This is a genomic window from Pectobacterium aquaticum (assembly GCF_003382565.3).
Classification (GTDB): Bacteria; Pseudomonadota; Gammaproteobacteria; order Enterobacterales; family Enterobacteriaceae; genus Pectobacterium; species Pectobacterium aquaticum.
Window position 1 is genome coordinate 2,504,682 of the sequence record NZ_CP086253.1, and the last position, 24,955, is coordinate 2,529,636.

Below are 24,955 nucleotides of genomic sequence, written 5' to 3' on the forward strand. Positions count from 1 at the left end.
TATTTCGATAAACATGGCCATTTCTATTCGACAGAGGATATAGCGATGCGAATTCTGGTCGTTGAAGATAATGCATTATTGCGCCACCATTTAACCGTTCAGATGAACGAAATGGGGCACCAGGTTGACGCCGCATCTGACGCCAAAGAAGCGGATTATTTTCTGCATGAGAATATGCCAGACATCGCCATTGTCGACCTTGGGTTGCCCGATGAAGACGGCATGAGCATGATCCGTCGCTGGCGCGCCCATCAGGTCAAGCTCCCGATTCTGGTGCTGACCGCCCGTGAAGGCTGGCAGGACAAAGTGGCGGTGCTGGAAGCCGGTGCGGACGATTACGTCACCAAGCCGTTCCATATGGAAGAGGTCGTAGCGCGTTTGCAGGCACTGATGCGGCGCAACAGCGGGCTGGCATCGCAAGTCATCAGCCTGCCGCCCTTTGAGATCGACTTATCGCGTCGTGAACTGGTGATCCACGGATCGCCTATCAAGCTCACCGCGTTTGAATACACCATTATCGAGACATTGATTCGCAACAAAGGAAAAGTCGTCAGCAAAGAGTCGTTGATGTTGCAGCTGTACCCCGATGCAGAACTGCGGGAAAGTCATACCATCGACGTGTTGATGGGGCGGTTACGCAAGAAAATTCAGCAAGCAGAAGCCCCGGATGTGATCACTACCGTACGCGGACAAGGATATCGCTTTGATATTGATATCCCTTCAGGCTCAGCATGAGCGATAAGAAACCGCCCTTCTCGCTGCGTATTCGTTTTTTACTCGCGACAGCGGCCATCGTGCTGGCGCTGTCGCTCGCCTATGGCGTCGTCGCCATTATCGGTTACAGCGTCAACTTTGATAAAACCTCATTCCGTTTGCTGCGCGGCGAAAGTAACCTCTACTACAGCCTTGCGCAGTGGCGCGATAACCAACTGAATATCGTCACGCCGTCCGACGTTGACATCAATTTTCCCACACTGGTGTTGATATACGACGTGCATGGCAACGTGTTATGGCGAGAAAAACACGTTCCCGAGCTGGAAGCGCTAATCAAGCCGGAATGGTTGAACAAGACAGCCTATCACGAGCTAGATACCGACACCGATACCAGCAGCGCGGTATTAACGGGCAATACCTTATTGCTGAGCAGCCTGCGAGCGCTGAACGGCGCGCAGAGTAATGCGTTAACGCACTCCATCGCCGTGAACGTTTACCCGAAGACCGAACATCTCCCTTCCATCACGATTGTTGTCGTCGATCGCATCCCGCAGGAACTCCAACAGCAAGACGTGGTGTGGGAATGGTTCAGCTATGTGTTGATCGCCAACCTTCTGCTGGTGCTTCCCCTGCTTTGGCTGGGCGCTCACTGGAGCCTGCGTCCTATTCAGCATCTGGTAAAACAGATCGCCGAGCTGGAAAAAGGCACGCGCGATCAACTGGATGAAAATTCGCCGCGCGAGTTGTTCAGTCTGGTGAAAAACCTAAATATCCTGCTGAATAACGAACGCCAGCGCTACCATAAATACCGCACAACGCTCACCGACCTCACCCACAGTTTGAAAACACCATTGGCGGTTTTACAGACCACGTTACGTGCACTGCGAACCGGCAAAGAGATCACTATCGATCAGGCTGAACCTATTATGCTGTCGCAGATCAGCCGTATCTCGCAGCAGATTGGTTATTACTTGCATCGCGCCAGCGTGCGTTCTGAACATAATCTGCTGATACGCGAAGTGCACTCGGTTCCGGCGCTGCTGGACGGTTTATGTTCCGCGTTAAATAAGGTGTATCAGCGCAAGGGCGTGGTGTTGACGCTCGATATTCCGCCCGAGCTGACCTTCGTCGGTGAGAAAAATGATTTCATGGAAGTGCTGGGCAATATTCTTGATAACGCCTGTAAATACTGTCTGGAATTTGTCGAAATTAGCGTGCAATACTCCGATCACAAACTGCATCTGATCATTGATGATGATGGCCCCGGCATCCACGAAAGCAAGCGCGAAATGATTTTCCTGCGTGGGCAACGCGCCGACCGTATGCGTCCCGGACAAGGTATCGGCCTTGCCGTTGCGGTCGAAATTATTGAACAGTATCAGGGGGAGATCCTCATCAGCGACAGCGTACTGGGCGGTGCCCGGGTCGAAGCTATTTTCTCCCGCCAGAACCTGAACCAGAATGAGGGGTGAAAGGCAGTACAGCGCGCGATGCTTCCGCTATACTTATCGCCAATATACTGATTGTTTTAAAATACTGATTATTTCAAGAAAAATCATGTCTTCAAGAACAGTCATTTCCTCAAAAAAACACGCTTCTGGAAAACGGTATGAACTATCAGCTCAATCTCGACTGGCAGGATTTTTTAGCGAACTACTGGCAAAAACGTCCGCTCCTGATTAAAGGCGGTTTCACGCATTTTATCGACCCCATTTCACCTGACGAACTCGCCGGTTTAGCGTTGGAAAATGAGGTTGATAGCCGTCTGGTCAGCCATCAAAACGGCCGCTGGCAGGTAAGCCACGGTCCTTTCGAGAGCTACGATCATCTGGGAGAAACTAACTGGTCGCTGTTGGTGCAGGCCGTCGATCACTGGCATGAACCCTCTTCTGCCTTGATGCAGCCCTTTCGACAACTGCCGGACTGGCGCACCGATGATTTGATGATTTCATTTTCCGTTCCCGGCGGTGGCGTAGGACCACATCTGGATCAGTATGATGTTTTCATTATTCAGGGAACGGGACGTCGCCGCTGGCGCATCGGTGAAAAAATCCCGATGAAGCAGCACTGTCCGCATCCCGACCTGCTGCAGGTCGATCCGTTTGACGCCATTATTGATGAAGAGCTGGAACCGGGCGATATCGTCTATATTCCGCCGGGCTTCCCGCACGAAGGCTACTCGCTGGAGAATTCGCTGAACTACTCAGTAGGGTTCCGTGCACCGAATGCTCGCGAGTTGGTGAGCGGCTTTGCGGATTATGTACTTTCCCGCGAACTCGGCAGCTATCGCTATAGCGATCCCGAGATCCCCTCCCGCGATCATATCGCCAGCGTACTACCGCAAGAGTTGGATGCGCTGCAAAAAATGATGCTGGAGCTGGTGCAGCAGCCGGAGCATTTCCAGAACTGGTTTGGCGAATTTATTTCCCAGTCCCGTCACGAGCTCGATCTCTCACCGCCGGAGCCACCTTATCAGGCAGGCGAAGTGTATGAATATCTGCAACAGGGTGAACCACTGCGTCGTTTAGGCGGCCTGCGGGTCATCTGCGTTGGAGATAGCTGCTTCGTTAACGGGGAAAAAGTGAACAGTACGCACAAGGCGGCGCTGTTTGCGCTGGCTGAGCACCCTACTATTGGTGCAGAACGGCTAGGCGACGCGCTGGAAGATCCCTCTTTCCTCGCACAGCTCACGGTGTTGATCAACAGTGGTTACTGGTACTTCGCGGATTAAGACCAATCTTGAATACGGGTTAGTACAAAGATAAGGCGGGAATGTCCCGCCTTATTCATCTATGGAAAATGGAAACACTTACGGCTTCGCGCGCAGCGCCGTCAGTTCAGCAATACGCATAATCACAGATACCGCCTTTTCCATGCCTTCTAACGTGACAAATTCGTGTTTGCCATGATAGTTGTAGCCGCCGGTAAACAGATTCGGGCACGGTAGCCCTTGAAATGACAAGTGTGCGCCGTCGGTGCCGCCACGAATCGGCTTCATATTCGGCTCAATGCCACAATCCCGCATCGCCTGCTGCGCCAACGCGATAATGTGCGGATGCTGCTCAACCTGCTCACGCATGTTGTAATAGGTATCGGTAATCGTGACTTCAATATAGCAATCTGGGTGCAGCCCCGCACCGACCTTTTCCGCAATATCCAGCATCGTCTGTTTACGCTGTTCAAAGCCGTTGCGGTCAAAATCACGCACGATGTAATGCAAATCTGCGCGTTCCACAGATCCTTTCATGGTGTGAAGATGGTAGAACCCTTGATAGCCTTCCGTCTGCTCCGGCGATTGACTCTCCGGCACCTGCTGGTGATAGCGCGAGGCCAGCGTCAGCGCGTTCACCATCACGCCTTTGGCGCTACCGGGATGCACATTGTTGCCCACGATTTTCACCTGAACCGACGCGGCATTAAAATTCTCATACTCCAGCTCGCCGACACCGCCGCCGTCTACGGTATAGGCCCACTGTGCGTTAAACGCTGTGACATCAAAAAACTGCGCGCCCTTGCCAATTTCTTCATCAGGCGTAAAGGCAATACGAATATCGCCGTGCGGTAGCTGGCTTGTCTTCATACGCACTAGCGCGGTCATAATTTCTGCGATCCCCGCTTTATCATCCGCGCCCAGCAACGTTTTGCCATCGGTCGTAATCAGCGTGTGTCCCAGTAGCTGGTGCAGCACCGGGAACATCACGGGTGACAGCACTTCATCCCCCATGCCCAGAGCAATATCACCACCGCGGTAGTTTTCTAGAATCTGCGGATTCACATTCTTGCCGCTAAAATCCGGTGACGTATCCATATGCGAAATAAAGCCGATGGCCGGAACGGGCCAGGCAACGTTTGCCGGAAGCGTCGCCATCAGGCAGCCCTGCTTGCTCAGTACAACTTGCTCAAATCCCAGTTCGAGCAGTTCCTGCTGCAACGCACGCGCCAGTTTCAACTGACCGTCGGTGCTCGGCACCTGCCGAACGCCGGATTTAGACTGTGTATCGAACGAAACGTAATTCAAAAATCTGTCGAGTAATTTATCCATCTTATTTATGTCCGCTGAACCCTGAAAGGCATTATGGATAGGGCTACCCCGGTAGATATTGCGTCAGGTCAGTTTTTTCCCGATTTAACACACTGCCAGACCAGAGGTCAGGCCAAAAAGCGGCGGTGGCGTCACGAAGAATGCCTAAATCAGGTAACAATAGGGAAACATTTGCGCTAATTCAGTGACTGAATCACCACCAATCGTTCGCCCACCAGCCCGCTGAGCAGCGGCACGTTTGTATTTCAAAGCTACGCCCTGTTTCCTCATCTCAGCGAGTTTGAGAATGTGGCATTCGGCCTGCGCATGCAGAAAACACCCGCCGCAGAGATTACACCACGCGTGACTGAGGCGCTGAAAATGGTGCCGTTGGAAGAGCTTGGCGACGGCATGCAGGCGGAAGGCATGGCCGTTATCGCAACGTTCTGCTGTCTGCTGCTCGGCTATCCGTTTGCCTTTAATTCTGGCGCGCTTACCGAAAAAAACTCAGCCGCTGCTGCTGTTTCTACTGATTGTGCCGTTTTGGACCAACTCACTAATCCGCAATTACGGGCTGAAAATTTTTCTGAGTACACGCGGCCATCTGAATGAATTTCTGCTCCGGCCAATGCCAAAAACGTTGACGGCGCGATGAAACTGATCGACTTCCTGCTGCGCCCAGAAGTAGCGGCACAGGTCGAGGAAACCATCGCGAAAGGCGAATGGCAGAACGATGTCGGCAGCGCCAGCACACTGTATGAAACCTACTTCCAGCAGCTAAAAGCCGGTCGTTAATCGCGCACGCTGTCACGACGTTACGACGTTACGACGTTACGACGGCTTCTCTTATGGGAAGCCGTTTTTCACATCACCTAGCAAGCTATAACAGCTAAACCTATCAAATTGACAGCCAAAAGCATTATCCTGACGGCATTAGGAAAATAATTACGCTCCGCTTCTTCTATAATGATTCAACACCCACTGGAATCACGATAAGGAGCACCACTATGCTGCAACTCTCCAGCCACAGTTTTCAGGACGGCGACACTATCTCAGGCGAATTTGCGTTTGCCGTACCGCGTCTGGCCGAAGCCTGCGGGTATAAATCCTCAGCGCGTTTTTCCGAACGGTTTAAAAACCGTTTTGGCTGTTCGCCAACCCAGATTCGTTAATCGTCATCTACAGCACCGCGCTTTCATCCCAAAACGCTCAACGTAAGTTAAAAAAACGCCCTGTTGGATAAACCAGACAGGGCGTTTAATTATCGGAACGATTTTAGCGAATTACTCTTTTTCTTCCTGTGCCAAATCGTTAGCAATTTTCACCGTTTCATCCAGATAAGGATCGGGTGCCTGATAATCTTTCGGCAGATCTTCCAGCGATTTGAGCGGTTTTTTACCTTCTCTCGCCAGTCGATCATTCACCCGCTTCAGACGCATCGCTTCATCATCGTCATTCTCTTTCTCGCGCTGAGCCAGATTGAGCGACACGAGGTTGCGCTTATCCTTAAGCTCGTTGTAGCGGGCAATATCTTGCGCGACATACTGGAATTCAGGATCTTTGGCGATACGCTCCTGATGATGTTCATTCAGTTTGCTAATCAGCGCCTTCAGATCGCCGCTATTCGTGTAGTTAGCCGCTTTGATGCTGTCCCACGGTAACGCATTGTCTTCAAATTTCTCACCGGTATCGACCGTTTCCGTGCCGGTTGGCATCATCACGTCAGGCGTCACACCTTTCATCTGCGTACTGCCGCCGTCAATACGATAGAACTTCTGAATCGTGTATTGCACGGAACCCAGCGCTGGCCAGTCAGGGCGCAGCATCTGATCGTAAATCCGATTCAGCGAGCGATACTGCTGCACGGTGCCTTTACCAAACGTCGGTTCACCCACGATCAAGGCGCGGCCATAATCCTGCATTGCCGCCGCGAAGATCTCGGAAGCGGAAGCACTGAAGCGATCTACCAGCACCACCAGCGGGCCTTTGTAATACACAATACCGTCGGTGTCGCTGTCTTCACGCACTTTGCCATTATTATCGCGTACCTGAACCACTGGGCCGCCTGGGATAAACAGACCAGAAAGTCCTACCGCTTCAGTGAGCGCGCCGCCGCCGTTCGTACGTAAATCAATCACAATGCTGCTGACGTTCTGTTTTTCCAGCTTCTGAAGCTGAACCTTCACGTCATCCGTCAGGCCGACATAGAAACCGGGGATGTCCAGCACGCCGACTTTATCTTTACCGACCGTCTTGACGGACATTTTCACCGCGCGGTCTTCAAGGCGAATGCGTTCACGCGTCAGCGTGACAATGCGGGTTTTCGTCCCCTTTCCAGCAGGCAAGATTTCCAGACGTACCTTACTGCCTTTCGGCCCTTTAATCAGCGCAACGACATCATCCAGACGCCAGCCGATAACATCCACCATCGGTTTGCCGTTTTGGCCTACGCCAACCACGCGGTCACCAACGGTAATGTTTTTGCTTTTCGCTGCCGGGCCACCGGGCACCATGGAATTGATCATGGTGTAGTCGTCATCCATCTGCAGCACCGCACCAATCCCTTCGAGCGACAGGCTCATTTCGGTATTGAATTGCTCAGTGTTACGCGGTGACAGGTAGCTGGTGTGCGGGTCAATTTCACGCGCAAAGGCGTTCATGACGAGTTGGAAAACATCTTCGCTATTGCTCTGCGCCAGACGGCGAATGGCAAACTGGTAACGCTTGGTCAGCGTCTCTTTGATGTCTTTATCATCTTTACCGGTCAGTTTCAGGCTGAGCCAGTCATATTTTACCTTGGCATCCCACAGACGATTAAGTTCACCTGCGTTCTGCGGCCAAGGGGCTTTGCTGCGATCGAGCTCAAACGTCTCATTACCCGTTAGATCGACCGGTTTATCTAGCAGCGACAGTGCATATTGAAAACGCTCAAACCGACGCTTCTGTGCCAGATTGTACAACGCGTACGGAATATCTAGTTGACCGGATTTCAGCGCGTCGCCCAACTGGGATTTTTGCCCAGAAAATTGGGCCACATCAGAGGCCAAGAGCACGTTGTGGCTGTAGTCCAGCATGTTGAGATAGCGGTTAAAAATTTTCTCAGAGAACTGCGCGTCCAGCATAAACTGGCGATAGTGCGAACGCAGGAAACGTGAGGCCACCCTGTCGCTAACGGTAGCATGTTGAGGCTCCTGATGTAGCTGAGGGATCTGCTCAACACGCGTAATGTTTTCATTTGCAAAACTAGAGCCCGCCAGCAGTAAGCCTGCAATGGCGGTTATTCTAACTAAGTTGTTCATGCCCAGGTTGGCCTCCGTATCAGAACTGCAAGTGTTCTGCGCGTACAATCATTGCCAATCCAGAAGCCAATTGTACTCTGACTTCGCCTTTGGCAATTTCAAGCACGGTGGCATCCATGGCGTCTTTGCCGGCTCTGACTTTGATTTCCTGACCGATTTGCAGTTTGGAAACATCCGTAACCGCTACCCGTTGAGGCTCATTGCTGGCAGGCTTTGCCTGACGAGATTGAGCATTAGCGGATTGCTGAGAAGAGGACTGCGATTGGCCGGAAGAAGGCTGACGTGGATTACGCGGTGCGTTGTTTCTGTTTTGGGATGCATTGTTTTGGGATGCATTGTTTTGGGATGCACGGTTTTGAGAGGCATTGTTTGAAGCATCACGGCGCGGCGCACGTTTCTGAGCGGGACGAGGAGTACGCGCTGCTTCTGCCGATTCCCCGGCTGCTTCACGTTTTTTCGCCTGTTGCTCTGCACGCTGAGCCTGAACTCGCGCTTTCGCTTCTTCCAATTGCTTACGAGCATGATCGACATGCTGCTGTTCCAACTCACCGCATGGGTTACCATCCAGATCCACACGTTGGGCACCCAATTTTACACCGTACAGATACCGCCAGCTTGAGGTGTAAAGACGCAGCGCAGAGCGTAATTGCGTCTTACTGACGTTATCGGACTCCGGAACACGCTCAACAAGATCCTGAAAAATACCGATCTTTAACGGACGAGTATCACCTTCAATGGTGAAACAAAGTGGGAACCGCTCTGCCAAAAAGGCAATGACTTCTTTACTACTGTTCAACTTAGGTTGATTTTCCATGAAATTTCCTGATTACAACGGGTTTGCCAACCGGCGCAGGCATGAACAGGCGTCATTATAATGACGCCATCGGCAATTGCCACGTTAACCTTGCTTCAACGTGAGAGAATTGATGAATGTCATCACATCGCTCGCTTCCAGTTGAGCACAAAGTACGCTCACCACCGCCTTCAGCCCTTCTTCATCATCCGCGTCAAAACGCTGATAAAGGGGACTGTCAATATCCAGAACGCCAATCGGTTGCCCGTTAACGACAAGCGGTAGCACAATTTCAGCGTTACTCGCGGCATCACAGGCGATATGACCAGGGAACGCATGGACATCATCCACACGCTGAATGCGATTTTCAGCTATCGCCGCACCGCATACACCTTTGCCAACCGGAATACGCACACAGGCAACCTTGCCCTGAAACGGTCCCAGGAAAAGCGTGTCGTTATCCAACAGGTAAAAACCTGTCCAGTTAACCCCATCCAAACGCTCAAACAGCAGCGCACTACTGTTTGATAAAATCGTAATAAAACGGTTTTCATCCGCGATAAGCGATGACATGTCGCGAATGAGGTCCTGATAAAATTCTTGTTTGTTCATACTTGCTTATTCATAAAGTATATCGTTGTCTTTTCAAAACAGTGCGAACCATTCCCGCACAGACTGCATTAGCATCGGTTACAGAATGCCATAAGATTAGCGCCTTCGCGCGAAGAATCATCCGCTTTACTGTAACGCTGTCGTGCATATCGTGCTATTTCCACCTGTAAAATAATATCGGGCAGAGATCAGAGCCTTATTATGAATTTATCATTCCGTGAGCCTTCAGTTACACTAAATAGCGGTGAATACGTTATCTATCGTGAATATAACAGGACTTAACACCTTTTACTGGATCGCAGGAAAGATGAAAATACAGAGTATAGCCAGCCCTGCGCCGTTTCCTTCTCCCCGGCCACCGTTAACCGATGGCGCAAAAAGTACCGTACCTGCGATCGAACGCTATCATCGCTGCCCTGAATGCGATGCCTTTTTTGCGCTTCCGCCATTGAAGCAAACTCAGACGGCGAGCTGTCCGCGCTGCGATGCCAAAGTCAGTTCAGGCCGAGATTGGAGCATTTCTCGGCTGACTGCGATGGCCGTTGCCATGCTGGTACTGATGCCGTTCGCCTTCACTGAACCGTTGATCAGTATTCGGCTGCTGGGCGTCACCATCAATGCCAGCCTGTTTGAAGGCATTTGGCAAATCACCCGTCAAGGTCATCCGCTCACGGCGAGTATGGTCGCCTTCTGTACCGTTGGCGCACCGCTCACGCTGGTTTTTTCTCTGTTATACCTGTTCTTTGCTCCCCGCATCGGGATGAATCTGCGGCCCATCCTGCTCATGTTGCAACGGCTAAAAGAATGGATGATGCTGGATATCTATCTGGTCGGCATGGCCGTTGCCGCAATCAAAGTCCGTGAATTCGCGGATGTTCAGGCGGGAATCGGGCTGGTCGCCTTTCTGGCGCTGATGATCTTAAGCCTGTTGACGCTGATTCACTTAAATACCGACCAGCTTTGGCAGCGGTTTTATCCGCGCATGAGACCCTTGATTTCGCCGGATCGCTACCGAGTCTGCCTTTCCTGCCATTTCACCAGTTCACCCGACAACCGAGGGCGCTGCCCCCGTTGCCATATTCCACTTCGCTTGCGTCAGCGACAAAGTCTGCAAAAATCCTGGGCAGCGCTCATTGCCTCTATCGTTTTACTGTTCCCCGCCAACCTGTTGCCCATATCGATTATTTATGTCAACGGTGCGCGTACGGAGGACACGATTTTTTCCGGTATTCTTTCGCTTGCGTCAGGCAATGTTCCGATCGCGCTGGTGGTCTTTATCGCCAGTATTCTGGTGCCGTTTACTAAAGTTATTGTGCTGTTCGGGCTGCTGGTGAGTATCCATCTTCGCTCAGAAGGCAACATAATGATGCGCATGAAGATGCTGCGCGTTATCCGTTGGATCGGTCGCTGGTCCATGCTCGATTTATTTGTGATTGCTCTGACGATGTCGCTCGTCAACCGCGATCAATTACTCGCTTTCACCATGGGGCCTGCTGCCTTTTACTTTGGCGCAGCGGTGATTCTCACTATCCTTGCTGTTGAATGGCTGGATAGCCGACTGATGTGGGATAACACTGATGTGGAATAACAATGCAAGATAATACGCCAGGGACACCAACTGAAGCTACCGTGAAGAACAAGCGTCGCCTGTCGCCGTTTTGGCTGCTGCCGCTGATTGCGTTGATGATTGCCGGCTGGCTAATTTACACCAATCAGCAGGAGCGCGGTGCAACGGTCACTATCGATTTTGTCTCCGCTGACGGCATTGTCGCTGGGCGTACCCCCGTACGCTACCAGGGCGTCGAAGTCGGCACCGTGCAAAATATCAAACTGAGTGAAGACTTGCGTACCATTCAGGTCGAAGCCAGTATCAAAAGCGATATGAAGGAAGCGTTGCGCAGCGGCACGCAGTTCTGGCTGGTTACCCCGAAAGCCTCTCTCGCTGGGGTGTCAGGGCTGGATGCGCTGGTGGGCGGTAACTACATCGGGATGATGCCCGGTTCTGGCGAGCCGCAAGAGCACTTTTCCGCGCTGGATACGCAGCCCAAATACCGCGTGAATACTGGGGAACTGCTGATTCATCTTCATGCCGACGATCTCGGCTCACTGAATACCGGTTCGCTGGTTTACTACCGTAAAATTCCAGTAGGGAAAGTCTACGATTACACGGTTTCTCAGGATCGCCGCGGTGTGATGATTGACGTGCTAGTTGAACGCCGCTTTACCCATCTGGTGAAGAAAAATAGTCGCTTCTGGAACGTGTCCGGCTTTAATGCCGACATCAGCGTCAGCGGCGCAAAAATTGAGATGGAAAATCTGGCGGCGTTGGTTAACGGCGCGATCGCGTTCGATTCGCCGGAAGAGAGCGAGAATGCGGGTGCCGAACAATCCTATCGCCTCTATCCCGACCTGGCACAGAGCCAGCGCGGTGTGAAAATCACGCTGAATTTGCCTTCCGGCGACAGCCTATCCGAAGGCCGCACCCCGCTGATGTATCAGGGGTTGGAAGTCGGCTCGCTAAATAAAATCACGTTGAGCCCAGACAACGGCAAGGTCAGCGGAGAGCTCATCATCGATCCTTCCGTGGTTTCGCTGATGCGGGAAGGCACGCGTATCGAACTCAGCAAGCCCCAGCTTTCACTCAGTGACCTGAATGTCTCACGTCTGCTGAGCGGCCCAACGCTGACGCTCATCCCCGGTGAAGGCGAACCGCGTCAGCATTTTGACGTACTGGATAGCGGGCAACAACAGCTCACCCAGCCCGGCGCGCTTTCCATTCAGCTCACGGCTGCACAAAGCTATGGCATTGATAGCGGCCAACCCGTGCTGCTGCACGGTGTCCAAGTCGGTCAGGTCGTCAAACGTACGCTGGACGAACAAGGTGTCAGCTTCCTTTTGGTGATCGAGCCGCGATATCGCCAGCTATTACACCGCGACAGCAAATTCATCGTGAACAGCCGTGTGAATGTGAAGATGGGGCTGGATGGGATTCAAGTGCTGGGTGCCAGCGCGCAAGAATGGGTCAGCGGTGGTATTCAGGTTTTACCGGGCAGCAAAGGTGACGTTCAGGCGCGTTACCCGCTGTTCAGCGATCTCGAAAAAGCCGAGGAAGGCATTCGCGGTGCCACGCCGTCCCCGACTCTCACCTTAGTGACCGACAGCCTGCCGGATATTCAGGACGGCTCCATCGTGCTGTACCGTAAATTTCAGGTAGGCGAAATCATGCGGGTGCGACCGAAGGCGGATACCTTTGAGGTTGACGTTTATATTCGTCCCGAACACCGCAAGTTACTGACGGAAAACAGCGTGTTCTGGGCAGAAGGAGGTGCCCGAGTGCAGTTGAATACGTCGGGCCTGACCGTGCAGGCTTCTCCGCTGAACCGAGCGCTTAAAGGGGCGATCAGTTTTGATAATCTGGAAGGTGCACCGGAAATTAAAAGCGGCAAACGCGTCCTCTACAACAACGAAACGGCGGCGCGCGCCGTGGGGAGCCGCATTATTCTGCGCACCTACGATGCCAGCAAACTCGCGCCGGGCATGCCGATCCGCTATCTGGGAATCGATATCGGTCAGTTGGATTCGCTGAAGTTGTCCGAGCAGCGTAATGAAGTGCTGGTGCAGGCTGTCCTCTACCCTGAATATGTGCGTAATTTCGCCCGTTCCGGGACGCGTTTTTCCGTCGTCACGCCAGAGATTTCCGCTGCCGGTGTGAATCATCTGGAGACACTATTCCAGCCTTATATCAACGTCGAACCGGGTAACGGCAGCGTAACGCGGAATTTTGAGCTGCAGCAGGCCACCATCTCTGATTCTCGCTATCAGGACGGCTTGAATATCAGCGTTGATGCACCGGAAGCCGGCGCGTTGCAGGTTGGTACGCCGGTGCTGTTCCGCGGCATTGAAGTCGGTACGGTAACCGGGCTGTCGCTGGGCACGCTTTCCGACCGTATCGCCGTGTCGCTGCGCATCAGCAAACGCTATCAGCATCTGGTGCGCGACAATTCCGTCTTCTGGCTGGCTTCGGGTTACAATTTGGAATTCGGCCTGACGGGGGGCGTCATCAAGAGCGGAACCTTCCAGCAGTTCATTCGCGGCGGTATCGCGTTTGCCACACCGCCCAGTACGCCGCTCGCCCCCAAAGCACAGGAAGGAAAGCATTTCCTGCTGAGGAACGAAGAGCCTAAAGAGTGGCGGCAATGGGGTACAGCGATTCCGACACCGAATAATTAACGCTATCACCTGACAGGGCAGCGATCGTTGCCCTGTCGTTTTCACGCGTCGCTTTGCCGTTTTCACATGATGTATGAAGGATCCGTGCTACACTTTGCCGCTTCTTCCCCTCGTTTTACTGAATAACCTGTACGGAACCACGCCGTGGCAAAATTTACCCCAGCCAACCTGCCTGCTGAATTTCTCGACACCATGCGGGACATCATGCCTTCATCGCTTTCGATGGAGGATTTTATTGCCGCCTGCCAGCGTCCGCTGCGTCGGAGCATCCGCGTTAATACGTTAAAAATTAGTGTCGATGCCTTTCTTCAGCTCGTGCAACCCTATGGCTGGCAGCTTGAGCCGATTCCCTGGTGTCAGGAAGGTTTCTGGCTGCTGAATGCAGAAGAAGAAAATACGCGGCTAGGCAATACGTTGGAGCACCTGAGCGGACTGTTTTATATTCAGGAAGCCAGCTCCATGCTCCCCGTCAGCGCCCTGTTCCATCGTGACGATGCGCTGGAAACGGTCTTGGACGTCGCGGCTGCGCCGGGCTCCAAGACGACGCAGATTGCGGCGAGACTGAATAATGAAGGGGCTATCGTCGCCAATGAGTATTCAGCCAGCCGAGTAAAAGTATTGCATGCCAACATCAGCCGCTGCGGCGTCAGTAATACCGCGATTACACACTTCGACGGACGGGTTTTCGGCGCGGCGCTGCCGGAATATTTTGATGCGATTCTGCTGGATGCCCCATGTTCGGGTGAAGGCGTAGTGCGTAAGGATCCAGCGGCGATGAGCCACTGGTCACACGAGAGCATTACCGATATTGCTGCCACACAGCGCGACCTGATTCTGAGCGCGTTCCATGCTCTGAAGCCCGGCGGCGTGATGATTTACTCTACCTGTACGCTGAATAGGCACGAAAACCAGCAGGTCTGCCATTGGCTACAGGCGCAATTTTCTGATGCATGCGAATTTGAATCGTTACACGATCTCTTCGCCGACGCCGAACGCGCCACAACGGAAGAAGGCTTCCTGCACGTCTTCCCACAGATTTATGACAGCGAAGGCTTCTTTGTTGCCCGTTTACGGAAAACCGCCAGCGTGCCGCCCCTGCCGCGTCCGGGTTATAAAGTCGGTAAATTTCCATTTTCTCCGGTTGCCCCCAAAGAGGCTGCATTACTCGCACAGGCAGCAGGTAAACAGGGTATTCACTGGGATGAGGCGTTACTTCAACTGTGGCAGCGTGATAGCGAAATCTGGATCTTCCCTGCGGCGTTAACTTCCGCTTTTGGCAATATCAAATTCTCACGTATTGGCATTAAGCTTGCTGAACGCTTCCCTAAAGGTTTCCGCTGGCAGCATGAAGCGGTTGTCGCGCTGGCCGATCCGAATGCAGACAATGCCTACGCGCTGACCGATCGCATCGCCTGCGAGTGGTTTCAAGGTAAAGACAGCTATCCGGAACCGCTTCCTGCTGCGGATGAGCTGATTTTAACCTACCAGAACACACCTGTCGGTCTGGCAAAACGCATCAGCAGCCGGATAAAAAACAGCCTGCCGCGCGACTTAGTGCGGGATGGCGCAGCCTCCGCTCAGCCTCTTTCTAAAGAATAAATGCGGTTTCTACATCAGGTGGCGATAAAACCACCTGATGAACCGCCCATTCTCCCTTTCCTCACTGATTTTCATCTACAATTATCCTGACAGAAGAAAATCGGTAATGTCTGGAGAGCGACATGTTTGCGTTAGTGATATTTGTTTGTTATCTCGGGCATGGCTGTGACGACTTGGTCGTCGGTGCCTACAACACCGAAGCGCAATGTCTGCAAGCGATGGATGAACAGCGCCTGCGTCGCGCAGGTTGCTTCCCCATTGAAGAGTATATTGATGGCTTCTGGATCCCCGCCCAGGAGTACGCTGATTTTTAGTTTTCCCGCCTGAGTATTCTCATCGACACACGCCAAAACCGCGCATGCCAAAATGAAAGTGATTAGCGTGTGCGGCGTTATATTCCGGCCCCAGCGAGTTACCAAAAAAGCACACTGAATTTTAGAGGAATTATGTTCATTCGCTATACAGCAATTAATGAAGCTGAGTGCTTACGGGTTGATGAGGAATAAAGCAATATAGGCTGCTGGGTTCTGAATATAAAATGCAGCACGCGGCGATGAGATATAAAAACAAAAACCCCCAGCTTTACGCTAGGGGTTTTCAGTGCTTTTCTTGACCGCTCCGGTTAAACCATCATCGCTATCGCAAGAGAAGCATTAATTCATTTGGCTTTATTGTAGCGCGACCTTTTACAGTGCGACAACGTTGCCAGCTGATGGACCTTTCTGACCATTTTCAATGGTGAACTCAACCTTTTGGCCTTCGTCCAGCGTTTTGAAATCGTTGCTCTGAATAGCAGAGAAATGTACGAATACATCTTTGCTGCCGTTGTCAGGAGTAATGAAACCAAAACCTTTACCAGCGTCAAACCATTTTACTAAACCAGTCATTTTATTAGACATAGAAATTACCTTAATTTTATAGCGCCTTCCGGCAAATAGGGCCTGTGCACAGAATTTAATTAGCAACAATAAGGAGGCTCAAAAGAAGGGATATCTATGGATAACACTTTGAAATGAGAACTGCTTTACTAAACTGCTTTTTACGTCTGCGAATCAAACCGACGAGCCATTAACTCATGTATCAATATCTTTAGCAAGTATTTATTAAAAAAAACCTTTAAAAGGCTCGTAGAAACGAAATTCGTCTCGTCTCAACATCTTAATTGACAAAAATCGCCAACCGATAGATCAGAAAAACAGCGCCATATGAGGTTCCACCCGTACTATTTTATGAGTGCATACAAAGTACAGAGTAAGCCAAAGGCATCGAAGGCTAGATGCATTATTTCTCATATTGATTTTTTGAAGCAAAAAAAGACTGAATACGATTCCTGTATTCAGTCTAGGGAAATGGCTCTTGGGAGAGCCGTGCGCTAAAAGTTGGCATTTATACAAGCTGTGCTAGCCCTGTAGACTTAAGCTTAGCCAACTCCCCCGCGTTTTCCAGCCTTAGTCTATTCGCAATTATCACAAATGGAACAGGTTTCACACTTTACTTTAACCACAAAGAAGCAATTATTTAACATCAATAAGTAAATCAATTACTTCATGATTTAGTGTCTGGCTGACACAGTTGCTCAGCACGTTCGATAAATGGCTGGAGGCTTTTTTTCTGTCCAGGATGTTTAGGGTCGTCTAGCCAGATGACGTCTATCGGCTGCGCACTCACCTGTCCAGATTTCATTTGCGCAATAGCAACATCGTTTAGCGGATATTGCATCAACGTACCGGTATGTAAGGCGTACAGCGCATTACCAGGACGGCAAATCAGTTGAACTTCTTCACGCGTGAAAGCCCAGCGATCTCCGTATTCAAACCGGCTGATATTTGCCAGTTTAGCGGCAGCAAAAGCATTCACTGAAAGTGAGGCAAGCACGACAGATAGCAAAAATTTCTTCATCATGGTATTCCCGACATGGCGTATTCAGACAATGATGTGTGTGAGTTTTTCGGCCTTATCCGGATCAGAGAAAGACAGCCTCAAACCTTATAAAACAGAAAGTTGTATATTACGACTGACGAGATCATAACGACAGCGAAAGGTGAAGTCGAGTGCGGATTTCAGGAATAATATTGGTCGTTTGGTACGGGCAGAAAGGTCGTTCGGGAGGGGAAAAGGCGAGATAAGGAGAATATTATCCCGCGTCATTCAACTAGTCATTGGCCGACAGAAGCGTCGCTTGTCATTAGGTTGACGGTGCTGCCGCAGACATTTTTTTCAGATCCTGATCGATGAAGAACAGGCCGCCTTCGCTGGCTTTGACTAACGCAAGTTTGTCCAGAATAGAACGGAACAGTTTCTCTTCTTCGTGCTGCTCAGCAACGTACCATTGCAGGAAGTTAAATGTGGAGTAATCCTGCAGCGCCATCGCCTCATGTGCCAGCTCATTAATTTTTGCTGTAATGAGCTGTTCGTGTTCATAGGTCAGCTTGAAGACATCAGCCAGTGAATCAAAATCAATCGGAGGTGCAGCAATCGCGCCTAATACAGGCAGGCTTCCGGTGTCGTCCAGATAGTCAAACAGGCGCTGCATGTGCTGCATTTCTTCCTGAGAATGCGTCTTCAGGAAGCTGGATGCGCCTTCAAAACCTTTGTCACCGCACCATGCACTCATTTGCAGATACAAATTCGCGGAATAAAACTCCAGATTAAGTTGCTCATTCAGCTTCTGAATCATTTCTTTTTTTAACATGCTAACTCCCTATTTTCCCGGCAGGTGAAATTATTTAGGGCATTATGCCTGAAAAAATAAAATAAAAAACACTTTATTAACATTGATAATTAATTAACAAAAATAATAATTAAATCAACAACATGAGATAATGTTATTGATATTTATTATCACTTAACCCTCAAGGTAAATATATTATTGCGAATCGTTTTTATTATCAAAAAATAACAACCGCGAGAGATATCATTTATGACGCTTTGGTATTAAAAATGATTCCCATTTCGTAGTGAGAATAATAAACATCCACATGATAAGGTGAACACTTGCCATTTCTCTGTCACTACTTTACCGTGACACGCATCAGTCTGTGGCCAATAGGCAGGAGAAAATGGTATGGGATACAATCTGGCAGAATTGTCCAAAGAAGATATGGATAAAATTAACGTGGACTTGGCGGCGTCAGGCGTTGCCTTCAAAGAACGTTACAATATGCCGGTCATACCAGAGGTCGTTGAGAGAGAGCAACCCGAGCACTTGCGTAACTACTTTCGCGAACGCGTGATGTTTTACCGCCAGCGGTCGCTACAGTTCTCTCGTTTACCCTACGAACCCAAGTCTAAATAGCAATTCCCCTCTAAAGCTGCCTTGCCGTGGAAAACATCCCTTTCCACGGGTTACATTCTTACACAGCAAAAACGATTTTCTGCTTGCATATCGGCCCGCACAAGAGGTTAATGGAGTAGCAACCTACCCTTTTATCACACGAGGCAAGATATGAGTAAAGGTTTGGATAGCAAAAAGAACAGTAAGAAGAAGCCACTAAAAACGGCAGCCGAAAAACGTGCCGATAAAAAGGCGAAGAAACCACAGGCTGATATTACCTGAGATGTAATGTGACCTAAGTAATGAGCCATGCCGATCGGGTAAACCCCAAAATGGGTTTACCCTCATAATCACAGTTGTTATCTCTTATTCGCGCGCATCCTCAACCATTTCAAGCACCATCAGCAGAAAAGCATATTCCAACGCAATATCATCGTACCGTTTGAAACGACCGGATTTTCCGCCGTGCCCCGCATCCATATCGGTGTATAGCAGCACCAAACGATCGTCTATTTTGACTTCCCGCAATTTCGCCACCCACTTCGCAGGTTCCCAATACTGAACCTGAGAGTCGTGTAACCCGGTAGTCACCAGCAAATGCGGATAGCGTTGCGCGGTAATTCCATCATAGGGGCTATATTGCTTGATATAGTCATAATAGATTTTTTCATTCGGATCGCCCCACTCGTCATACTCGCCGGTCGTCAACGGGATAGACTCATCCAGCATTGTCGTCAGCACATCAACGAAGGGAACCTGGGCAACAACGCCCTTAAATAGATCGGGAGCCATGTTCACTACCGCGCCCATCAATAGTCCACCCGCACTGCCCCCCATCGCGAACATCTTATCCCTGTCACCATAACCTTTTTCTATCAATGCCTGAGACACATCGATGAAGTCGGTGAAGGAATGCATTTTATTGAGCAGGCGACCATCGTCGTACCACTGTTGACCTAGCTCACCGCCACCGCGTATATGCGTTAAGGCAAAGACGAACCCTCTGTCCAGCAAGCTCAGACGGCTAACGCTAAAATCGGGATCCATACTATGGCTATAAGCGCCATAGCCATAGACCAGTATCGGGTTCTTACCAGGGCTGAAATGGTCGCGATGATAAACGAGGGAAACAGGCACATCGACGCCATCTCGAACCGTGATCCACAAGCGTTCGCTCCGGTAATTGTCTGGGGAGAAATCCTTCACTTCGGCTTGTTTAAGTAACTGCTGTTCCCCCGTATCCAGATTCAATTCATACAGCGTACTAGGCGTTGTCATTGATGAATAGCCATACCGCATCAATGCCGTTTCTGGCGTAGGGTTGTACGACAGCCACGTCACATAGCTCGCATCATTAAAGGTGATCGCTTTTTCTTCCTGTGTATGCCAGTGAATCTGGCGTAAGCGGGTCAAACCGCGTTCCCTTTCTTCAACCACCAGCCAATCACGGAAAAGCTCAAAGCTCTCCAGCACACGGTTTTCACATGGTGCAATCAGCGTTTCCAGCGTTTGTTCATCGGGCTTATCTGAACGGTAGAGGCCAAAATTTTTACCTTCTCGATTGGAGCGCAGATAAAACTTATCCTGATAGTGATCGATGCCATATTCATGATCTTTTCGACGTGGAATGCCTACCTGCGGCACCGCGTCCGGGCGCGTAGCGTCAAGCAATAGCACCTCGCTCGTCGTGGTGCTACTGAGATAAATGGTGATGTAGTGCTCTGATGTCGTTTTACTCAGGCTAACGTAATAGGTATCGTCTTTCTCTTCATAGACCAGCTCATCCAACGCCGGATCGCTCCCCAGACGGTGGCGATAGACCTGATACGGCAACAGCGTTTTCTCATGTTTGCGCACGTAATACAGAACTGTTGAATCCGCCGACCATTCTGCCCCTGCGGTTACATTTTCGATCACATCCGGTAGCCATTCGCCGCTGTTCAGATCGCGAAAACGAAGCGTGTACTGTCGACGGGATAAAAAGTCCTCCGAGAGCGCCAGCAGCGTGTTATCAGGGCTAACCTCAAGCGTGCCGAGACTATAAAACTCATGCCCTTCCGCACGTTGATTCCCATCCAGCAGCGTTTCCCATGCGTCTGTTGCCTGCTCAGGTTGACGCAGATAGATGGCATACTCTTTACCCTGCTCATAGCGACTTTGGTAGCAATAGCCTTTTCTGACATACGGCACAGACATATCCGTCGACGGAATCCGTTTGACCATTTCGTCATACAGTGACCGTTTGCGTGCGTCATGAGGTGCCATGACGGCTTTGCTATAGGCATTTTCCTGCTTCAGATAGTCCAACACCTGCGGATCGGTACGCTGGTCATCACGCAGCCAGTAATAATTGTCGATGCGCGTATCGCCATGTGTACTTAGTGCATGGGGTCTTTTTTCAGCTTGAGGTGTCTTCATGGCGTCGGATCTCGTTGTCTTGACATAAAATTTTCGTATTGCAAGAAGAGTGGCACGATTGCCCGGCAATGCCAAGCCACGTCCTTATCTCTTGGTGCGCTTTTGCGCATCGCCTTCCACTGCATGCCCTCTTTAATGCGCACGCAAACGTTTTCGTTTATACTGCGGCCATTTTTCACAACCCGATCAGGTATAAGGTTATGTTAACGATTGGAACCGCCCTGCGTGCGGATGCCACACGAGTGATGCTGCTTGGCTCCGGTGAATTAGGCAAAGAAGTGGCGATTGAGTGTCAGCGCTTGGGAATCGAAGTGATTGCGGTCGATCGCTATGCCGATGCCCCCGCCATGCAGGTTGCGCATCGTAGCCACGTCATCAACATGTTGGATGGCGATGCATTAAAAGCGTTGGTTGAAGCCGAACGTCCTGATTACATCGTGCCGGAAATCGAAGCCATCGCAACTGACATGCTGGTGACGCTGGAAAAGCAGGGTCACCATGTTGTTCCTTGTGCCGAAGCGACGCGCCTGACAATGAATCGCGAAGGTATCCGTCGTCTGGCCGCTGAAACGCTCGGCGTTCCCACTTCCACCTACCGTTTTGCCGACAGCGAAGAGAACTTTCGTCAGGCAGTAGAGGCGATTGGTTACCCTTGTATTGTTAAGCCGGTTATGAGTTCCTCTGGCAAAGGGCAAAGCCTTATTCGCTCTGCTGAGCAGTTAGATCAGGCGTGGCACTATGCCCAGCAGGGTGGACGAGCAGGCGGCGGACGCGTCATCGTGGAAGGGCTGGTTAATTTTGATTTTGAGATCACCTTACTGACGATCCATGCGGTTGACGGCATTCATTTCTGTGCGCCAATCGGTCATCGACAGGAAGACGGCGACTACCGTGAATCCTGGCAACCACAGCAGATGAGCGCGCTGGCACAGGAACGCGCACAGAAGATGGCCAGCGATGTCGTGAAAGCGCTCGGCGGCTATGGCCTGTTCGGCGTTGAGCTGTTCGTCTGCGGCGATGAGGTTATTTTCAGTGAAGTCTCCCCTCGCCCGCACGATACCGGCATGGTGACGATGATTTCTCAGGATCTGTCCGAGTTTGCACTGCACGTGCGTGCTTTCCTGGGGCTGCCCATTGGCGCAGTTCGTCAGTATGGCGCATCGGCTTCCGCCGTGATTTTACCGGAACTGGATAGCAACAACGTGCGTTATCAGGGGCTGGAAAGCGCACTGCTGCCTCATACGCAAATTCGTCTGTTTGGTAAACCGGATATCAGCGGCAAGCGCCGTATGGGTGTCGCGTTAGCCAGTGCGGAAACCACGGATGATGCCGTAGCCATCGCCAAGCGCGTTGCAGCGGGCGTAAAAATCAGCGGCTGATACCGTTCTATTGCTGACGGGTGAAATCAGACATCACTGACGACAGATAAATTGCACGACATAAAAAAAGGCCACTCGCAGTGAGTGGCCTTCGTCATTCAGTCACGAGCAAACTTACGCTTTTGCACCCGCAACGGCTTCACGTGCCAGTTCCGTAATACGCGCGAAGTCACCGCTTTCCAGCGCGTCGTTCGGCACCAGCCAGGAGCCACCCACGCACAGCACGCTTTTCAGCGCCAGATAGTCGCGGTAGTTATTCGGCGTAATACCACCGGTTGGGCAAAAACGGATCTGAGCAAACGGACCTGCGATCGCCTGAAGCGCTTTCACACCGCCATTAGCTTCCGCTGGGAAGAATTTGAACTCACGCAGGCCGTAATCCATACCCAGCATCAGTTCAGATACGGTGCTGATACCCGGGATCAACGGGATATTGCCTTCCGTTGCGGCTTTCAGCAGCGGCTCAGTCAGGCCTGGGCTGATGGCAAACTGCGCACCGGCCTCAACGACCGCAGCCAGTTGCTCAGGGTTTGTTACCGTACCCGCGCCCACGATGGCTTCCGGTACTTCTTTCGCAATCGCGCGAATCGCTTCGATGGCGCAGTCGGTACGCAATGTCAGTTCCAGAACGCGAACGCCGCCCGCGACTAACGCTTTTGCCATCGGCACCGCGTGTTCCAGTTTGTTGACCACAATCACAGGAACAACGGGACCCGTTGTCAAAATCTGTTCCGCGCTCGTTTTCCAGTTTTTCATCAAAAGTTATCTCCAGTCATGCCCGAAGGCATCATTAATTATATAGCGCGCCCCTGCCACAGGGATCTGCGTCGCCGCAGATGTCCGACCGCACCGTGAGCCATACATTAAAAACTGTGCGAGGCCGACCGTCCTCGGCCAGCCCCCCATTACTGACGTATTATCAAAAAATTACTCAAACTCATTCCAGGAACGGCCATCGCGGGTAATCATCGCCACGGATGCCACCGGCCCCCAGCTTCCTGCCTGATACGGCTTCGGTGCATCGTTGTCCATCGACCACGCATCCATGATGGAATCCACCCACTTCCAGGCTTCTTCCACTTCATCACGACGGACAAACAGCGCCTGAATCCCACGCATGGTTTCCAGCAGCAGACGCTCGTAAGCATCCGCTAAATGCTGCTGATTAAAGGTTTCCGAGAAGCTCAGATCCAGTTTTACCGTTTGCAGGCGGTGTTTGTGCTCTAACCCCGGGATTTTGTTCAGAATCTGAATTTCCACACCTTCATCCGGCTGCAAGCGAATGATCAGCTTGTTCTGCGGCAACTGCTGGTAGGAATCATGGAACAGGTTCAGCGCTGGGTTTTTAAAGTACACGACGACTTCTGAACATTTGGTCGGCAGACGTTTACCCGTACGCAGGTAGAACGGCACGCCAGACCAGCGCCAGTCGTCAATATCAACGCGAATCGAAACGAAGGTTTCCGTACTACTGCTTTTGTTCGCGCCCTCTTCTTCCAGATAGCCAGGCACTTTATGTCCCTGAACAAAACCCGCCGTGTATTGGCCGCGTACCGTCGTTTCATGCACGTTGGAGCGATCGATACGACGCAGTGAACGCAGCACTTTCACTTTTTCATCACGGATGCGGTCTGTCGTCAAATCAGACGGCGGCGACATCGCAATCATCGTCAAAATTTGTAACAGGTGGTTCTGGATCATATCGCGCATCTGGCCGGCTTTATCAAAATAGCCCCAGCGCCCTTCAATCCCAACTTCCTCGGCTACCGTGATCTGCACATGGTCGATCGTCCGGTTGTCCCAGTTTGAGGAGAACAGGGAGTTGGCAAAACGCAGCGCCAGCAGGTTCAGAACGGTTTCTTTACCCAGATAGTGGTCGATACGGTAAACCTGACACTCGTTAAAGAATTCCGCGACCTGATCGTTAATGACGCGAGAAGACGCCAGATCGGTCCCAAGCGGTTTTTCCATTACCACGCGCGCGGGCTCTTTATTCAGCCCTGCGGTTCCCAACCCTTTGCAGATCGCACCGAATGTACTCGGCGGCATGGCAAAATAGTTGATAGTAGTCCGGTTTTTCTGGTCAAGCATCTTGCCCAGTTTGTTGAACGCTTTGGTGTCTTCCACATCAAGATTGCAGAAATCCAGCCGACTGCTTAGCGTTTCCCACAACTTATCGTCGATGGCTTCTTTCATAAAGGTGTCAAGCGCTTCGCGCACGACGCGGGTATACTCCGCTTTATCCCAATCCGCACGGCCCACCCCGATAATTCTGGTGTTCGCATGGATGTGACCTGCTTTTTCCAACTGGTAAAGGGAAGGCAGCAATTTACGGCGTGCCAGATCGCCCTTAGCACCGAAAATAACCAGATCGCACGCTTGGGCTGTTGAAGTTACCGCCATGTTCATCTCCTCGTTGCAGGATGCTGTAATTTTATTACAGCGATAATGTACTCTTTTTGACTACAGCCAGTAAACCCATCATAAAAATGCCAAATAATGGTCGGCATTGACTGAAAATCATGCATAAATCGGTCTGTGCAGTGGCTGAAGTCACTTATGCATTCGCCCTAAAACGAAATTTTTCGTCGTTTCTGACAGTCGATTACTTTTCTG

20 protein-coding genes and 4 pseudogenes are annotated in these 24,955 nt (G+C 51.1%); 13 read left to right on the top strand and 11 right to left on the bottom strand.

Annotated elements, in window-relative coordinates:
- Positions 1–45: 45 nt before the first annotated feature.
- From phoP to DMB82_RS11630, 3 genes are all read left to right on the top strand, one after another.
- Positions 46–735, top strand: coding sequence for a two-component system response regulator PhoP (gene phoP / locus DMB82_RS11620; protein WP_102117896.1), 690 nt, complete (start codon positions 46–48; stop codon positions 733–735).
- Entirely contained in the window at positions 732–2,186 is a 1,455-nt protein-coding gene (gene phoQ, locus DMB82_RS11625) for a two-component system sensor histidine kinase PhoQ (RefSeq protein WP_116155792.1), read from the top strand. The genes phoP and phoQ overlap by 4 nt, the downstream gene beginning before the upstream one ends.
- A gap of 137 nt (positions 2,187–2,323) precedes the next feature.
- Entirely contained in the window at positions 2,324–3,445 is a 1,122-nt protein-coding gene (locus DMB82_RS11630) for a ribosomal protein uL16 3-hydroxylase (RefSeq protein WP_102117894.1), read from the top strand.
- 78 nt (positions 3,446–3,523) lie between these two features.
- Here the strand turns inward: DMB82_RS11630 and pepT are convergent, their stop codons facing one another.
- Positions 3,524–4,756 carry a peptidase T gene (gene pepT, locus DMB82_RS11635; RefSeq protein WP_116162329.1) on the bottom strand — a complete coding sequence of 411 codons (1,233 nt, stop codon included), beginning with the start codon at positions 4,754–4,756 and terminating at the stop codon, positions 3,524–3,526.
- 209 nt (positions 4,757–4,965) lie between these two features.
- On the opposite strand from pepT, the pseudogene potA reads away from it, so the two are divergent.
- The 4 genes and pseudogenes from potA to DMB82_RS11655 all read left to right on the top strand — a co-directional run.
- Positions 4,966–5,134 (top strand): annotated as a pseudogene (potA, locus tag DMB82_RS11640) (spermidine/putrescine ABC transporter ATP-binding protein PotA); the annotation flags it as partial.
- Between the two features lie 27 nt (positions 5,135–5,161).
- Positions 5,162–5,357, top strand: a pseudogene (gene potB / locus DMB82_RS11645) (spermidine/putrescine ABC transporter permease PotB); the annotation flags it as partial.
- Positions 5,348–5,530 (top strand): annotated as a pseudogene (gene potD / locus DMB82_RS11650) (spermidine/putrescine ABC transporter substrate-binding protein PotD); the annotation flags it as partial. The pseudogenes potB and potD, both read left to right, overlap by 10 nt.
- A gap of 212 nt (positions 5,531–5,742) precedes the next feature.
- Entirely contained in the window at positions 5,743–5,907 is a 165-nt protein-coding gene (locus tag DMB82_RS11655; RefSeq protein WP_226887657.1) for an AraC family transcriptional regulator, read from the top strand.
- Between the two features lie 111 nt (positions 5,908–6,018).
- Here the strand turns inward: DMB82_RS11655 and prc are convergent, their stop codons facing one another.
- The 3 genes from prc to DMB82_RS11670 all read right to left on the bottom strand — a co-directional run bounded on the left by prc (position 6,019) and on the right by DMB82_RS11670 (position 9,439).
- Positions 6,019–8,034: a carboxy terminal-processing peptidase gene (gene prc, locus DMB82_RS11660; RefSeq protein ID WP_102117892.1), complete on the bottom strand. Its 2,016-nt coding sequence runs from the start codon at positions 8,032–8,034 to the stop codon at positions 6,019–6,021.
- A gap of 19 nt (positions 8,035–8,053) precedes the next feature.
- Entirely contained in the window at positions 8,054–8,848 is a 795-nt protein-coding gene (gene proQ / locus DMB82_RS11665) for an RNA chaperone ProQ (protein WP_116162331.1), read from the bottom strand.
- A gap of 84 nt (positions 8,849–8,932) precedes the next feature.
- Entirely contained in the window at positions 8,933–9,439 is a 507-nt protein-coding gene (locus DMB82_RS11670) for a GAF domain-containing protein (RefSeq protein WP_102117890.1), read from the bottom strand.
- A 307-nt stretch (positions 9,440–9,746) separates the two neighbouring features.
- Between DMB82_RS11670 and yebS the strand changes: the two genes are divergently transcribed.
- The 4 genes from yebS (at position 9,747) to DMB82_RS11690 (ending at position 15,582) form a co-directional block, all read left to right on the top strand.
- Positions 9,747–11,027, top strand: a complete 1,281-nt coding sequence (yebS, locus tag DMB82_RS11675; RefSeq protein ID WP_102117889.1) for a membrane integrity lipid transport subunit YebS — start codon at positions 9,747–9,749, stop codon at positions 11,025–11,027.
- A 2-nt stretch (positions 11,028–11,029) separates the two neighbouring features.
- Positions 11,030–13,669, top strand: coding sequence for a PqiB family protein (locus DMB82_RS11680; RefSeq protein WP_116162333.1), 2,640 nt, complete (start codon positions 11,030–11,032; stop codon positions 13,667–13,669).
- A 144-nt stretch (positions 13,670–13,813) separates the two neighbouring features.
- On the top strand, positions 13,814–15,268 hold the full coding sequence (gene rsmF, locus DMB82_RS11685; RefSeq protein WP_116155788.1) for a 16S rRNA (cytosine(1407)-C(5))-methyltransferase RsmF: 1,455 nt from the start codon (positions 13,814–13,816) through the stop codon (positions 15,266–15,268).
- Positions 15,269–15,390: 122 nt separating this feature from the next.
- Positions 15,391–15,582 (top strand): YdfD/YebW family protein, encoded by a 192-nt coding sequence (locus DMB82_RS11690; RefSeq protein WP_010302631.1) that lies wholly within the window; start codon positions 15,391–15,393, stop codon positions 15,580–15,582.
- A gap of 19 nt (positions 15,583–15,601) precedes the next feature.
- On the opposite strand, the pseudogene DMB82_RS11695 reads toward DMB82_RS11690, so the two are convergent.
- The 4 genes and pseudogenes from DMB82_RS11695 to ftnA all read right to left on the bottom strand — a co-directional run.
- Positions 15,602–15,700 (bottom strand): annotated as a pseudogene (locus DMB82_RS11695) (extensin family protein); the annotation flags it as partial.
- Positions 15,701–15,954: 254 nt separating this feature from the next.
- Positions 15,955–16,167: a transcription antiterminator/RNA stability regulator CspE gene (gene cspE, locus DMB82_RS11700; RefSeq protein WP_005967874.1), complete on the bottom strand. Its 213-nt coding sequence runs from the start codon at positions 16,165–16,167 to the stop codon at positions 15,955–15,957.
- A gap of 646 nt (positions 16,168–16,813) precedes the next feature.
- A complete protein-coding gene (locus DMB82_RS11705) occupies positions 16,814–17,170 on the bottom strand; it encodes a YebY family protein (RefSeq protein WP_102117840.1) in 357 nt (118 codons plus the stop codon).
- A gap of 283 nt (positions 17,171–17,453) precedes the next feature.
- Entirely contained in the window at positions 17,454–17,960 is a 507-nt protein-coding gene (gene ftnA / locus DMB82_RS11710; RefSeq protein ID WP_010275837.1) for a non-heme ferritin, read from the bottom strand.
- A 372-nt stretch (positions 17,961–18,332) separates the two neighbouring features.
- On the opposite strand from ftnA, the gene DMB82_RS11715 reads away from it, so the two are divergent.
- Entirely contained in the window at positions 18,333–18,563 is a 231-nt protein-coding gene (locus tag DMB82_RS11715; protein WP_103940486.1) for a DNA polymerase III subunit theta, read from the top strand.
- A gap of 345 nt (positions 18,564–18,908) precedes the next feature.
- On the opposite strand, the gene DMB82_RS11720 is transcribed toward DMB82_RS11715, so the two are convergent.
- On the bottom strand, positions 18,909–20,960 hold the full coding sequence (locus DMB82_RS11720; protein ID WP_116162335.1) for a S9 family peptidase: 2,052 nt from the start codon (positions 20,958–20,960) through the stop codon (positions 18,909–18,911).
- Positions 20,961–21,160: 200 nt separating this feature from the next.
- On the opposite strand from DMB82_RS11720, the gene purT reads away from it, so the two are divergent.
- The gene (gene purT, locus DMB82_RS11725; protein WP_116162337.1) at positions 21,161–22,339 is read left to right on the top strand and encodes a formate-dependent phosphoribosylglycinamide formyltransferase; all 1,179 of its coding nucleotides are present in this window, start codon (positions 21,161–21,163) and stop codon (positions 22,337–22,339) included.
- Between the two features lie 114 nt (positions 22,340–22,453).
- Here purT and DMB82_RS11730 read toward each other — a convergent pair whose 3' ends face one another.
- Entirely contained in the window at positions 22,454–23,095 is a 642-nt protein-coding gene (locus DMB82_RS11730) for a bifunctional 4-hydroxy-2-oxoglutarate aldolase/2-dehydro-3-deoxy-phosphogluconate aldolase (RefSeq protein WP_116162338.1), read from the bottom strand.
- A gap of 171 nt (positions 23,096–23,266) precedes the next feature.
- Positions 23,267–24,742, bottom strand: coding sequence for a glucose-6-phosphate dehydrogenase (zwf, locus tag DMB82_RS11735; protein ID WP_116162339.1), 1,476 nt, complete (start codon positions 24,740–24,742; stop codon positions 23,267–23,269).
- Between the last annotated feature and the right edge of the window lie 213 nt (positions 24,743–24,955).